Here is a 13,977-nt window from a genome sequence, read left to right as displayed (position 1 = left end):
AGATCGAGTCGATTATGGATTCGGCAAAGCAAGATCAGGTCGGCGTATCTCTGAAGCATCCCCCTCACCCTAACCCTCTCCCTCCGGGAGAGGGTTAGGGTGAGGGGGGGCTTTTCAGCGAACATAAAAAAACCCCGCTATCTAAGCGGGGTTTCTTCATCAGGCCGGTTGCGCCTGCAAGCTCACAGGCTTGAGCGGCAGCAGCGGTGCATGAGGATCGGCTTTCACCGAAGCCCGCCATGCGTCCAGCCACTCGGCGTGGCCTTCGGCCCACACCTGCTCGTGCAGACGGGCCAGGGCCACCGGATCGCTGAGCAGTTGCAGACGATCATGGTTGTTCAGCCCGGCCGGGCCGACCTTGATCGCGTGACGCACACGTTCCTGGCGCAGCCATTCGATCGGCTCGGCCTCACCGTGACGCGAGGTCGCCAGCGAGCACGCCAGGGCGTTCTGCTGCGGATCGACCACGGCGCGGACGAAGCCGTCGTTCAGCGCGTGCCAGCGGTTTTCGTGGGTGTACTGATCGGTGGCCAGCAGCGCCTGTGGCGGATTGTATTCCTCGGGAATGAGGAACAGGCTCTCGTCACGGGATTTGAGGCCCAGACCGACGCGGCTGGAAATCACCGACACCGGAATCGACAGCATCAGCGAACCGACGATCGGCACCAGCCACCACAGGAAGCTCGGGTTCAGCCAGATCACCAGCAGCGCCCAGAAGAAGCCCAGCAAGGTCTGCGGACCGTGGCGCTTGACTGCTTCGCTCCATGGCGTCGAGTCGTCGTCACGCTGCGGCGAATTCCAGGTCGCGGCCCAGCCGAGGAACGCGGCCAGAACGAAACGGGTGTGGAAAATCATCCGCACCGGCGCCAGCAGCATGGAGAACAGCATCTCCAGCAGCATCGACAGGGTCACCTTGAACTTGCCGCCGAACTCTTTCGCGCCCTTGGCCCAGATCAGGATGATGCTCAACAGCTTCGGCAGGAACAGCAGCACGATGGTCGTCGAGAACAGCGCGATCGCCTTGTCCGGGTGCCATTGTGGCCACAACGGATAGAGCTGACGCGGTTCGAGGAAGTACTGCGGCTCCATCAGTGTGTTCACCGCCAGCAGCGCGGTCGACAGCACCAAAAAGAAGAACCACAACGGCGCCGACAGGTAAGACATCACGCCGGTCAGGAACACCGCGCGGTGCACCGGGTGCATGCCTTTTACCAGGAACAGGCGGAAGTTCATCAGGTTGCCGTGGCACCAGCGACGGTCACGCTTGAGTTCGTCGAGCAGGTTCGGCGGCAGTTCTTCGTAGCTGCCCGGCAGATCGTAGGCAATCCACACGCCCCAGCCGGCACGGCGCATCAGCGCAGCTTCAACGAAGTCGTGAGAGAGGATCGCACCGGAGAACGCACCCTTGCCCGGCAACGGCGCCAGGGCGCAGTGGTCGATGAACGGCTTCATGCGGATGATCGCGTTGTGACCCCAGTAGTGGGATTCACCCAACTGCCAGAAGTGCAGGCCGGCAGTGAACAGCGGACCGTAAACCCGGGTGGCGAACTGCTGCATGCGTGCATACAGCGTGTCCATGCCCGATGCGCGCGGCGCGGTCTGGATGATACCGGCGTCCGGAGTGGCCTCCATCAGGCGCACCAGACTGGTCAGGCACTCGCCGCTCATCACCGAGTCGGCGTCGAGTACGACCATGTACTTGTAGTCACCGCCCCAGCGACGGCAGAAGTCGTCGAGGTTGCCGCTCTTGCGTTTGACGCGACGACGACGGCGACGATAGAAGATCTTGCCGAAGCCCTTGGTTTCACGGCAGACGTCCAGCCAGGCCTGCTGCTCGGCAACGCAGATATCGGTGTCGTTACTGTCACTGAGGACGAAGAAGTCAAAACGGTCCAGGTCACCGGTAGCCGCGACCGACTCGAAGGTCGCGCGCAGACCGGCGAACACCCGAGGCACGTCTTCGTTGCAGATCGGCATCACCAGTGCGGTGCGCGCGTCTTTCGGAATCGGCTCGTTGCCGGCACTTTTACCGGAGATCCGGTATTTATCGTGGCCGGTGAGCAATTCAAGGAAGCCCATCAGCGCGGTCCAGAAACCGGCCGATACCCAGCAGAACAGAATCCCGAACATGATCAGGATGCTGGTCTGCAACGCATACGGCAGCACTTGAGTGGCGGTTTGCAGCAGCGGTTGATGCAGGACTTCTTCCAGATCGACGAACGACCAGCCCTGGTACGGCATGATGCCTTTCATGTACCAGCCGGCGACTATGGTCTGACCCAGCATCAGCACCAGCAGAATGTAGCGACGGATCGAACCGACCGTGCGCCAGCGCGCCGCCGGCAGCACGTTGGCGTCCTTCGGCGGTTGTGGCGGGTTGGTCCGGCCGGTCAGACGGCGCCAGCCACGCACCAGAATGTTGGTGCGCCACGGCTCCGGCACGACCTTGGTCCGACGGATCGGCGGCGTGGCCTTCATGCTGACCCGGCCGCTGGCGTCGAGCACCAGCATTTCCGCATCTTGCAGCTCTTCGGCGGTGCTCAGGATCAGGCGCTTGCCCACCGAAGCCTGGGCGGCTTCGGTCGGAGCGTCAAAGGTCTTGGACGACAGGCGTTCATGCAATTCGCTGAAGGACTGGCAGCCCGCGAGTTCCGCGCGCTGCTCGTCGGTCATCGGCAGATGCGCCAGGTACTCGGACAGAGTCTCTGGCTGTACTTGAGAGTTACTCATCGGCAGGCAACTGATAGCTCCAGGTCTCGGTCAGGACTTCTTCAGTCGGTGCCGATTCCGGTGTGGCTGGGGCCGCGTCCGCAGCGGCTGGCTGCTTGGCGTCTTTGTTGGCCTTGTCCTTGGCATCTGCAACCGGCTTGGCGTCGGCCTGTTTGGCCTCGGCGGCCTTGGCTTCCTTGTCGGCTTTCTCTTGTTGCTTGGCGGCAACCTTGTCGGCCTTGGCTACCGACGAGTTGGAGGTCGGCACCGAAGACTTGGCCAGATCAGCGGTGACCACTGGCTGCACCAGGGCTGCACGCATCTCGGTGGACTTGCTCGCGTCCTTGATCTTCATCCGCAGGGTCAGACGCCAGCCCTTGGTTTCCGGGTTGTAGCGCACGCTGTTCTCGACCAGTTCGGCGTTGTCGCCGACGCTGACCTGGCTGCGAACGTCCGCATCCGGGGCCAAAGCGGCCAGGGACGGGCCTTCGAAGTCGACCAGGTAGGCAACGCTGCCATCCGGCTGACGGATCAGGTTCGACTGCTTGACGTCACCGGTAGAACGCAGGGTCTGGTTGACCCAGGCGCTGTCCGGCGCGTGCAGCGCGGCTTCGTCGATGGTCCAGTGCATGCGGTAGGCGAAGTCCAGCGGCTGGCCAGGCTCCGGCAGTTTTTCCGGGCTCCAGAACGCAACGATGTTGTCGTTGGTTTCGTCGGCGGTCGGGATCTCGACCAGATCGACGGTGCCCTTGCCCCAGTCGCCCTTCGGCTCGATCCAGGCGCTCGGGCGCTTGTCGTAACGGTCGTCGAGGTCTTCGTAGTGGCTGAAGTCACGGCCACGCTGCAGCAGACCGAAACCGCGCGGGTTTTCGACGCTGAACTGGCTCACGGCCAGATGTTTAGGGTTGTTCAGAGGGCGCCAGATCCACTCGCCGTTGCCGGCATGGATCGACAGACCGCTGGAGTCGTGCAGTTCGCGACGGTAGTTGAGCACTTTCGACGGCTGGTTGGCGCCGAACAGGAACATGCTGGTCAGCGGCGCGATGCCGAGCTTGCCGACCTTGTCACGCAGGTACATCTGGCCCTTGACGTCGACAATGGTGTCGCTGCCCGGACGCAGGATCAGACGGTAGGCGCCGGTCGCACGTGGCGAATCCAGCAGGGCGAAGATCACCAGATGCTTGTCACCCGGCTTCGGCTGCTGAATCCAGAACTCGCGAAAACGCGGAAATTCTTCACCGGACGGCAAAGCGGTGTCGATTGCCAGGCCACGGGCCGACAGACCGTAGGTGTGACCCTTGCCGACAACGCGGAAGTAGCTCGCGCCCAGCATGGTCATGATCTCGTCTTGCTTGTCGGCCTTGTTGATCGGGTACAGGACACGGAAACCGGCATAGCCCAGTTGTTCGGTGGCCTTCGGATCGAACTGCAGGTCGCCGAAATCGAAACGGCTAGGATCGTATTTGATCTCTTCAACAGTGTTCGCGGTGATTTCGTTGATTTTCACCGGCGTATCGAAGTGCATGCCCTGGTGATAGAAGGACAGCTTGAACGGGTTCTTCTGGTCGGCCCATTCGGCTTTTTCGGTGCGGAAACGAATCTTCTGATAGTCCGCGAATTTCATTTCACGGAATTCGTTCGGCAGGTTGCTGCGCGGGGCTTCGAACTTCTGCCCGGCCAGCTCTTTGGCCTTGGCCGACACATCGTCAAGATTGAATGCCCAAAGCTGGCCGGCGCTGAGCAGGCAGAGTACTGCCGAGCCCGCTACCAGAGCGCTGCGCAAGCGTTTGGCAGACAATTTTGCTGCATTACAGGGACTAACAATCACGAGCAACCCTCGCCGAAAACAGATCAATAAACCAACGGCCAGATGAAGTGCCTGTGAGAGATTCGGTACAAAAAAACCGACCTTTCAGGGCACCCTTGCCAAGTTGGCGAGCATTGTTCCGACTCCGCTGGGTCAAAATGATTCCCCAATCGGATCCGGACAAGTCTCTACCTAAGTCAAAATGGACCAACGAACGCTGATCCCCGTAGCGCGCGATTATCTAGTAGCCCGCGTGACAACGCATCAGGGGTAACAAAGTATTTATCGCGAAAATTCCCTGTTTTCAGTCGAAAAGCCCTTAAAAAGATGTTTCAAGCGCTTTCATGTCTGTAACAGGAAGGTTACCGGGCCATCGTTGACCAGGTGCACCTGCATATCCGCGCCGAATCTACCTGATGCCACTGTGCCATGCATCTGTTTCGCTTTGCTTAATAGATAGTCGAATAATTCTTCGCCCAGCGCCGGAGGGGCGGCGGTCGAGAAACTCGGGCGCAACCCGCTTTTGGTGTCGGCGGCGAGGGTGAACTGAGAGACCAGCAGCAACCCGCCGCCCACATCCGCCAAGGACAGATTCATCTTGCCCTCGGCGTCACTGAACACTCGATAGTTAAGCAGCTTATGCAGAAGTTTGTCGGCGCTGGCCGGCGTGTCGTCGGGTTCGACCGCCACCAGCACCAATAAACCCTGATCGACACTGCCAACCACCTCGCCCGCCACTTCGACCCGCGCGCCTTTCACGCGCTGCAAAAGACCCTTCATGCTTCTTCGGGCGGCAGGTCGAGCAGGCGCCGGGCCATTTTGCTGGCGGCGCGTACCAGTGCATCGGTGATGCCCGGTTCGGACGCGGCGTGGCCGGCATCGCGGATCACCTGCAACTCGCTGTTCGGCCAGGCCTGATGCAGTTCCCAGGCGTTGTCGAGCGGGCAGATCACGTCGTAGCGGCCGTGGATGATCACGCCCGGCAGATGGGCGATCTTGCCCATGTCGCGGATCAGCTGGTTCGGTTCAAGGAAAGCGTTGTTGGTGAAGTAGTGGCATTCGATCCGCGCGATCGACAAGGCGCGCTGCGGTTCGGAGAAGCGGTCGACCACCAGCGGGTTCGGACGCAGGGTCGCGGTGCGCCCTTCCCAGGTCGACCAGGCCTTGGCTGCGTGCATCTGGGCAATCTGGTCGTTGCCGGTCAGGCGTTTGTGGAATGCGCTGAGCAGGTCGTCGCGTTCGTCCAGAGGAATTGGCGCGAGGTAGTCCTGCCAGTAATCGGGGAACAGACGGCTGGCGCCGGCCTGGTAGAACCATTCGATTTCCTGCGGACGGCAGAGAAAGATCCCGCGCAGGATCAGGCCATGTACGCGCTCCGGGTGGGTCTGTGCGTAGGCCAGCGCCAGGGTCGAACCCCAGGAACCGCCGAACAGCACCCATTTGTCGATGCCCAGGTGTTTGCGAATGCGCTCGAGGTCTTCGACCAGATCCCAGGTGGTGTTGTTTTCCAGGCTGGCGTGGGGCGTGGAGCGACCGCAGCCGCGCTGGTCGAAGGTGACAATGCGATACAGGTTCGGATCGAAGTAGCGGCGACTCTGGGCGTCGCACCCGGCGCCGGGACCTCCGTGGATGAACACCACCGGCAAACCTTCCGGTGAACCGCTTTCGTCGACGTACAGCGTATGAGTGTCATCGACGGCCAGATCGTGCCGTGCGTGAGGTTTGATCTGCGGAAACAAAGTCTGCATTGCGCGCTCCGTAAGGGGTCGAGGTCATCCCTGGGGGGACTTCTATTATTCTGCCGTCCGGCATCATAAACCCGATTTACGTCAATGAGCATGCCCGCGCGCTGTCACAATTTGTCAGCCATAAACCCCAGCAGGTTCTCAAAGAGGCGATCGACCTCGGCGACCTGATGCCGCGCCCGCAGGCAACCGTGAACCAGCCCTTCGCCGTAGTAAAGCGCCGCGTCGACGCCTGCCGCGTTCAGCCGTTCGGCGTAGCACACACCGTCGTCACGCAGCGGATCGAACTGCGCCACGGCGATCCAGGCCGGGGGCAAGCCGCTGAAGTCCAAGGCCAGCAACGGCATCGCATAAGCGTTCGGCTTCGCGGTGCCGCGCAGGTACAAGGCGTGATAACAATCGACATCGCTGCTGGCGAGCAACGGCGCATCGGCGCATTCGCTGCGTGACGCTAACTGCTCGTCGCCACCCAGCCCCGGATAGATCAAGACCTGCGCACCCGGCAGCGGCTCGCCGGCATCGCGCAACGCCAGGCACAGCGCCGCCGCCAGATTGCCCCCGGCACTGTCGCCCGCCACCAGCATTCGTCCGGGATCGAACCAGAACGGGCCGCTGCGCAACGCGCGCCACACGCTCAGGCAATCCTCAAAACCGGCCGGGAACGGATGCTCCGGCGCCAGCCGGTAATCCACCGCCACCACCATCGCCCCGAGCGCCGTGGCCAGCTCGCAACAGATGAAGTCATGGGAATCCAGCCCGCCGACCACCCAACCGCCGCCGTGCAGATACAACACACACGGCCAGCCACTGGCCGATGGCCGGACAGGCGGGCGATACGAACGCACCGCCACCCCGCTCAACTGGAAATCCACCACCTCCAGACCCGCCGGCCGTTCGGGCGTGAAGGCGCGGCACATGTCGTCATAGGATTTGCGCAATCCGCCGAGGCTGCTGTCATCGCTGGCAAAGCTTTCGGTTCTGGCGACGAACGCCGCCATCGCCGGCGACAATGGATAAGTGCCCATCAGTTTTTCAGGCTGGCCTGAACCGTGGCCACGCCGTCCTTGCCGTCGAAACTGCTGACACCCGCCAGCCAGCGTTGCAGATCTTCGGGATGCTCACGCAGCCAGGTTTTCGCCACTTCCTGCGGTGTCTTGCGCTCCATGATCGGCACCATCAACTGGCTTTCCTGAGCGGCGGTGAAGGTCAGGTTTTCCAGCAGCCGGTGGACGTTCGGGCAGCGCTCGGCGTAGTCCGGCGCGGTGACGGTGGAAACGGTGGCGGCGCCTTCGTTGGGGCCGTAGACGTCTTCGCTGCCGGTCAGGTAGGTGATCTTCATGTTGATGTTCATCGGATGCGGGGTCCAGCCGACGAACACCACGAACTCCTTGCGGTTCACCGCCCGCTGCACGGCGGCGAGCATGCCGGCCTCACCGGATTCGATGATCTTGAAATCCTTCAGGCCGAAATGGTTGGTTTCGATCATGGTCTTGATCGTGGTGTTGGCGCCGCTGCCGGGCTCGATGCCGTAGATTTTGGCGCCGAGCTGATCCTTGAATTTCGCGATGTCGCCAAAGGTTTTCAGGCCTGCCGCCGCGACGTAATCCGGCACTGCCAGGGTTGCCTGGGCGTCGGCCAGGCTTGGCTTGTCCATGACCTTGACCTGATTGGCGGCAAGGAACGGCGCGATGTTCTTGTCCATCGCCGGTTTCCAGTAGCCGAGGAAGATATCGAGGCGCTTGTCACGGATGCCGGCGAAGATGATTTGCTGCACGGCGCTGGTCTGTTTGCTTTCGTAGCCGAGGCCGTTGAGCAGCACGTCGGCCATGCCGCTGGTGGCGATCACGTCGGTCCAGTTGACCACGCCCATGCGCACGGTTTTGCAGGAAGCATCATCGGAAGCCATGGCGCCGGCGCTGAGCAGCGTACTGCCGGTAAGGATTAACGCACAACGAGTGAACAGTTTTTTCATGTGGGATCGTCTCGTGCGGCAGCGGGTTATTGTTCGGATCGGTGTCTTCTTGCACCGTGGCCGAAACATTACGCAGCAGACGAGCGGGAAAAGCGAACTGTGGCGACCGGGATTTGCACGGTGGCGACCCAGGCCGTGCACAAACCTGTGGTCACCCAAAAAACTGTGGGAGCGAGCTTGGTCCGGGCGGCGATCCGACGATAGCGATGGTTCTGTCTCTATCGATGTCGACTGACACGACGCCATCGCGAGCAAGCTCGCTCCCACAGGGATCCAGGTGTGTATTCAGGATTTGTAGCGGGTCGTGCCCCAGGCGAGCAGCCCTTGCAGCAATTCCTTCAGCACCACCCGCGTCGGCTCCGCCAGATCGGCGCGGTAGCGGAACGGTTCGAACTCTTCCATATACGTGCACTGGCCCAGCTCCAGTTGCACGGCGTGGATGTTCTCGGCCGGGTTGCCGTAGTGACGGGTGATATGGCCGCCCTTGAAGCGCCCGTTCAGCACATGGCTGTAAGCGTCGTAGCGGGCGCAGATCGCCTCCAGCTGCGTGGCCAGTTGTGGATCGCAACTGGCACCGTTGAAGGTGCCGAGATTGAAGTCCGGCAGCTTGCCGTCGAACAGGTGCGGGATGATCGATCGGATCGAATGCGCATCGAACAGCAGCGCGTAACCGAACTCGGCCTTCAACCGCGCCAGCTCTTCCTGCAAGGTGCGGTGATACGGCGTCCAGATCTGCTCCAGATAGGTCGCACGCTCTTCTTTCGACGGCTCCTTGCCTTCCTTGAACAACGGAATGCCATCGAACAGCGTCGCCGGGTACAGACCGGTGGTGGCGCCGGCGTAGAGCGGTTTGTCGTCGGACGGCCGGTTCAGGTCGATGACGAACCGCGAGTACTCGGCCGCCAGAGTGCTGGCGCCCAGTTCAGCGGCGAAATCGTAGAGCTGCGGAATGTGCCAGTCGGTGTCCGGCAGGCTTTTCGCGTCCGGGATCAACCCGGCCTCGACCGCCGGGGTCAGGCGCACACCCGCGTGCGGCATGCTGATCAGCAGCGGCGCGCGACCTTGTTTGAAGTTCAGAACCTTATCCACAACCGCTCTCCTACAGACTTGATTCAACGCCGTGACGCACGACGCGTTTGTCCAGTTCACCACCCAGCCAGTACGCCAGATCCGCCGGGCGGTCGATCTGCCAGGCGACAAAATCCGCCACCTTGCCGGCTTCCAGTGAGCCGTGGGTATCAGCCATGCCCAAAGCTTGCGCCGCGTGAATCGTGGCGCCGGCCAAGGCTTCTTCCGGGGTCATGCGGAAACAGGTGCAGGCCATGTTCAGCATCAGGCGCAACGACAGCGCCGGCGAGGTGCCGGGGTTGAGGTCGCTGGCGATGGCGATTTTCACCTTGTGTTTGCGCAGGGCTTCCATCGGCGGCAACCGGGTTTCACGCAGGAAGTAGAACGCACCCGGCAACAGCACCGCGACGGTGTCGGATTCGGCCATGGCGATGGCGTCGGCTTCATCCATGAACTCCAGGTGATCGGCGGACAACGCGTGGTAGCGCGCAGCGAGGCTGGAACCGTGCAGCGACGACAATTGCTCGGCGTGCAGCTTCACCGGCAGCCCGAGTTTTTGCGCGGCGATGAACACCCGCTCGACCTGCTCCGGGGAGAACGCCAGGTATTCGCAGAACGCATCCACCGCGTCCACCAGGCCTTCGGCGGCCAAGGCCGGGAGCATTTCGGCGCAGATGTGATCGATGTAGTCGTCAGCGCGATCCTTGTATTCCGGCGGCAATGCGTGGGCGGCCAGGCATGTGCTGCGCACGCTGATCGGCAGCTCGGCGGCGAGGCGACGGATGACCCGCAAAATCTTGCGCTCGCTGGCCAGATCGAGGCCGTAGCCGGATTTCATTTCGACCGTGGTCACGCCGTCGCGCATCAGGCTTTTCAGGCGTTTTGCGGCGCTGGCGAACAGTTCGTCTTCCGAGGCTTCGCGGGTAGCGCGCACGGTGCTGGCGATGCCGCCACCAGCGGCGGCGATCTCTGCGTAGCTGACGCCTTGCAGGCGCTTCTCGAATTCGCCGCTGCGGTTGCCGCCGAACACGGTGTGGGTGTGGCAGTCGATCAGGCCGGGGGTGACCCACGCTCCTTGCAGGTCATTGACCGCCGGGTATTCGCCGGACGGCAATTGGCTGCGCGGGCCGATCCACTCGATGAGTGCACCGGACGTCACGATGGCCGCATCTTCGATGATCGAGTAGACGCCTTGCGCCATGGTTGCGACGTGGCAGTGTTGCCAGAGGGTTTTCACTGTGAGCCTCCGTTGGATTCTGTTTGGTGGGCAGCCTTCAAAAGCCCCCTCATCGGAACGCCGCCCGCCTAGCCCTCTCCCGGAGGGAGAGGGGACTGACCGCGTTGTTCTTTCGATTGTTGCCGACCTGATAGTTTGAGCCGAACTCAGGCCTGGAAGCTCACCCAGATCGGCTCCCTCTCCCTCCGGGAGAGGGCTGGGGTGAGGGGTGGCTCTTACAGGCTCGGCAGCAGTTTCGCCGGGACCAGTTCAGTCAAGATGCGCGAAGCCAGCAACTCGGTCGCCGCATTGATGTCCGGCGCGAAGAAACGGTCCTTCTCGTAGAACGGCACTTCGCGACGCAGAATCCCTCGGGCCTGTTCCAGTTTGGTCGAAGTCTTCAGCCCGTTGCGCAGGTCCAGACCCTGCACCGCCGCCAGCCATTCCACCGCGAGAATCCCGCGGGTGTTCTCGGCCATTTCCCACAGGCGCTTGCCGGCAGCCGGGGCCATCGACACGTGGTCTTCCTGGTTGGCAGAAGTCGGCAGGCTGTCCACCGAATGCGGATGGGACAGCGCCTTGTTCTCGCTGGCCAGGGCCGCAGCGGTCACCTGGGCGATCATGAAGCCGGAGTTCACGCCACCGTTGGCCACCAGGAAGGGCGGCAGTTGCGACATGTGCTTGTCCATCATCAGCGAGATACGACGCTCGCTCAAAGAACCGATTTCGGCAATGGCCAGGGCCATGTTGTCAGCGGCCATGGCCACCGGTTCGGCGTGGAAGTTGCCGCCGGAGATCACGTCGCCTTCGGCCGCGAACACCAGCGGGTTGTCGGATACGGCGTTGGCTTCGACAGCCAGCACTTCGGCGGCCTGACGGAACTGGGTCAGGCACGCGCCCATGACTTGCGGCTGGCAACGCAGCGAGTACGGGTCCTGAACCTTTTCGCAGTTCTGGTGCGAATCGGAGACTTCGCTGCGCTCACCGAGCAGATCGCGGTAAGCGGCAGCGGCGTCGATCTGGCCTTTCTGGCCACGGGCGGCGTGGATGCGTGCGTCGAACGGCGAACGCGAACCGAGCACCGCTTCGACCGTCAGACCGCCCAGCGCCAGTGCGCCGGCGAACAGGTCTTCACCTTCGAACAGACCGCGCAAAGCGAATGCGGTGGACACCTGAGTACCGTTGAGCAGCGCCAGACCTTCTTTGGCCGCCAGCGTCAGCGGGGTCAGACCGGCGACTTTCAGCGCTTCGGTCGCTTCCATCCACTCGCCCTTGTAGCGCGCCTTGCCCTCGCCCAGCAGCACCAGCGACATGTGCGCCAGCGGTGCCAGGTCACCGGAGGCACCGACCGAACCTTTCAACGGAATGTGCGGGTAAACCTCGGCGTTGATCAGCGCGATCAGCGCATCGATCACCACGCGACGGATGCCGGAGAAACCACGGCTGAGGCTGTTGACCTTGAGCACCATGATCAGGCGCACCAGCTCATCGCTGATCGGCTGGCCGACGCCGGCGGCGTGGGACAGCACCAGCGAGCGCTGGAGGTTTTCCAGGTCTTCGCTGGCGATGCGGGTCGAGGCCAGCAGGCCGAAACCGGTGTTGATGCCGTAGGCGGTGCGGTTTTCCGCGAGGATCTGCTCGACGCAGGCCACGCTGGCTTCAATCTGCGCGCTGGCGCTGTTGTCGAGGGTCAGCTTGACCGGGTTCTGATAAACGTCACGCAGTTGGGCCAGGCTCAGTTGGCCGGGGATCAGGTTCAGCGCAGTCATTTTGTGCTCCTTTTGAGAGTTTATTGTTAACTCGCCAGACGCTCCGGAGATGTCCGTTGTCCGTCGCGTCTGCCCTTTTGGGGAGCCGCGCCTTGGCACGCTGGCGTGGGTAGTTTTCAGTGCAGATTCGGTAATGCGTTGTGCAGCAGATCCGTGTCTTTCAGAACGCTTGCAGCTGCGGCGATATCCGGCGCCAGCCAGCGATCCTGATCGTAGGCCGGGACTTTTTCGCGCAGCAGTCGCCAGGCGGTATCGGTGCCGGCGCCGAAGCGTTGTTCCTTGAGAAATTCAAACGCCTGGGCCGCCAGCAAATATTCGATGGCGAGGATCTGCGTGCAGTTTTCCAGCGCGCGGTGCAGCTTCAGCGCGGCGTTGGTGCCCATGCTCAAGTGATCTTCCTGCAAGCCCGACGTGACGTAGTTGTCGAGCACTGCCGGTTGCGCCAACTGGCGGTTTTCCGCGCACAGCGACGCGGCGACGTATTGCACGATCATCATCCCGGAGTTCACCCCCGGATTGGCCACCAGAAACGCCGGCAGACCGCTGACGTGCGGGTTGATCAAACGGTCCAGACGCCGCTCGGCAATCGAGCCGATTTCAGCCATCGCAATCGCCAGCAGATCCGCCGCCAGCGCCACCGATTGTCCGTGCGGGTTGGCCTGGGACATGACACGGAAGTCGTCCGGCGTGCCCAGCAGCAACGGGTTGTCGGTGCAGCCGTTGAGTTCGGTTTCGATCTGTTTGATCGCGTGTTGCAGTTGATCGCGGGCGGCGCCGTGTACCTGCGGGATCGAGCGGATGCTCAGCGCATCCTGGGTACGAATGCCTTTGCTCGACGCAATCACTTCGCTGCCATCGAGCAAGGCGCGCAGATTGACGCCGACCTGCTGCATCCCCGGATGCGGCTTGAGCGCGATGATCTCGGCATCGAACGCGGCGATCTGGCCACGCTGAGCCTCGAAGCTCATAGCACCGATCACGTCGGCCCATTGCACCAGACGCGTGGCGTCGGCAATCGCCAGACAACCAAGGCCGGTCATGCACGGCGTGCCGTTGACCAGACACAGACCGTCCTTCGCTCCGAGTTGCACCGGTTGCAGGCCCTCTTCGGCCAGTGCCTGCTGCGCGGACACCACTTGCCCGCGATAGCTGACATTGCCCACGCCCAGCAGCGCGATGCCGATGTGCGCCATGTGGGTCAGGTAACCCACCGAACCCTGCGACGGCACTTGCGGGGTGATGCCGCGATTGAGCAGCGCCAGCAGCGCTTCGACCACCCGGCGATGAATGCCGGATTTGCCGTGGCTGTAGTTGCGGATCGCCGAGCACATGATTGCCCGGGTCTGCTCATCGGCCAGCACCGGGCCGACGCCGCAGGCATGGCTGAGCAAGGTGTTGCGCGACAGCTGGCTGAGCTGTTCGTCTTTCAGCGAAACGTTGCACAGCGCACCGAGCCCGGTGTTCACGCCATAGGCACGCTCGCCGCTGGCGACGATGCGCTGGACGATGCCCTGCGCGTTTTCAATGCGCGCCCAGGTCTGCGCCGACAGCTCGAGCTGCGCGCCGTGACGGGCGACTGCGACCACATCCTGCCAACGCATCGGAGCGTCGGCGATAACGATTTTTTCAGCCTGGGACATCACTTACCTCAACCATAATTTTGATGCAGCTTCACCGGCCTCATCGCTGGC

The 13,977-nt window shown here is 62.4% G+C and carries 10 protein-coding genes; all 10 read right to left on the bottom strand.

Translation table 11 applies throughout. The annotated features are described in order from the left end of the window. Nucleotides 1-159 precede the first annotated feature (159 nt). Nucleotides 160-2,730, bottom strand: a complete 2,571-nt coding sequence (gene mdoH / locus QR290_RS03195) for a glucans biosynthesis glucosyltransferase MdoH (protein WP_289204323.1) — start codon at nt 2,728-2,730, stop codon at nt 160-162. Continuing rightward, nucleotides 2,723-4,537, bottom strand: coding sequence for a glucan biosynthesis protein G (locus QR290_RS03190; protein WP_085608516.1), 1,815 nt, complete (start codon nt 4,535-4,537; stop codon nt 2,723-2,725). The genes mdoH and QR290_RS03190 overlap by 8 nt, the downstream gene beginning before the upstream one ends. 321 nt (nt 4,538-4,858) lie before the next feature. Next, complete coding sequence (gene dtd, locus QR290_RS03185; protein WP_064592873.1) at nt 4,859-5,296, bottom strand: D-aminoacyl-tRNA deacylase; 438 nt, start codon at nt 5,294-5,296, stop codon at nt 4,859-4,861. Further along, nucleotides 5,293-6,264: a prolyl aminopeptidase gene (gene pip / locus QR290_RS03180; protein ID WP_007952436.1), complete on the bottom strand. Its 972-nt coding sequence runs from the start codon at nt 6,262-6,264 to the stop codon at nt 5,293-5,295. Before pip ends, dtd begins: the two co-directional genes overlap by 4 nt. A gap of 104 nt (nt 6,265-6,368) precedes the next feature. Then, entirely contained in the window at nt 6,369-7,286 is a 918-nt protein-coding gene (locus tag QR290_RS03175; protein ID WP_115076244.1) for an alpha/beta hydrolase, read from the bottom strand. Then, entirely contained in the window at nt 7,286-8,233 is a 948-nt protein-coding gene (locus tag QR290_RS03170; RefSeq protein ID WP_289204322.1) for a choline ABC transporter substrate-binding protein, read from the bottom strand. The genes QR290_RS03175 and QR290_RS03170 overlap by 1 nt, the downstream gene beginning before the upstream one ends. 285 nt (nt 8,234-8,518) lie before the next feature. Beyond that, a complete protein-coding gene (gene hutG / locus QR290_RS03165; RefSeq protein ID WP_289204321.1) occupies nt 8,519-9,322 on the bottom strand; it encodes an N-formylglutamate deformylase in 804 nt (267 codons plus the stop codon). A 10-nt stretch (nt 9,323-9,332) separates the two neighbouring features. Beyond that, entirely contained in the window at nt 9,333-10,538 is a 1,206-nt protein-coding gene (gene hutI / locus QR290_RS03160) for an imidazolonepropionase (RefSeq protein WP_289204320.1), read from the bottom strand. A gap of 215 nt (nt 10,539-10,753) precedes the next feature. Beyond that, nucleotides 10,754-12,286, bottom strand: a complete 1,533-nt coding sequence (hutH, locus tag QR290_RS03155; protein WP_115076240.1) for a histidine ammonia-lyase — start codon at nt 12,284-12,286, stop codon at nt 10,754-10,756. A 116-nt stretch (nt 12,287-12,402) separates the two neighbouring features. Then, on the bottom strand, nt 12,403-13,926 hold the full coding sequence (gene hutH / locus QR290_RS03150) for a histidine ammonia-lyase (RefSeq protein WP_289204319.1): 1,524 nt from the start codon (nt 13,924-13,926) through the stop codon (nt 12,403-12,405). Between the last annotated feature and the right edge of the window lie 51 nt (nt 13,927-13,977).

Source organism: Pseudomonas fluorescens, assembly GCF_030344995.1.
Lineage (GTDB): Bacteria > Pseudomonadota > Gammaproteobacteria > Pseudomonadales > Pseudomonadaceae > Aquipseudomonas > Aquipseudomonas fluorescens_BF.
This window is presented reverse-complemented; position numbering and strand designations above follow the sequence as displayed.

What these genes read in the sequence shown, in the direction of transcription:
- pip (WP_007952436.1), bottom strand. Translation starts at nt 6,264, where the DNA reads ATGCAGACTTTGTTTCCGCAGATCAAACCTCACGCACGGCACGATCTG.
- QR290_RS03175 (WP_115076244.1), bottom strand. Translation starts at nt 7,286, where the DNA reads ATGGGCACTTATCCATTGTCGCCGGCGATGGCGGCGTTCGTCGCCAGA.
- QR290_RS03170 (WP_289204322.1), bottom strand. Translation starts at nt 8,233, where the DNA reads ATGAAAAAACTGTTCACTCGTTGTGCGTTAATCCTTACCGGCAGTACG.
- hutH (WP_289204319.1), bottom strand. Translation starts at nt 13,926, where the DNA reads ATGTCCCAGGCTGAAAAAATCGTTATCGCCGACGCTCCGATGCGTTGG.
- hutH (WP_115076240.1), bottom strand. Translation starts at nt 12,286, where the DNA reads ATGACTGCGCTGAACCTGATCCCCGGCCAACTGAGCCTGGCCCAACTG.
- dtd (WP_064592873.1), bottom strand. Translation starts at nt 5,296, where the DNA reads ATGAAGGGTCTTTTGCAGCGCGTGAAAGGCGCGCGGGTCGAAGTGGCG.
- mdoH (WP_289204323.1), bottom strand. Translation starts at nt 2,730, where the DNA reads ATGAGTAACTCTCAAGTACAGCCAGAGACTCTGTCCGAGTACCTGGCG.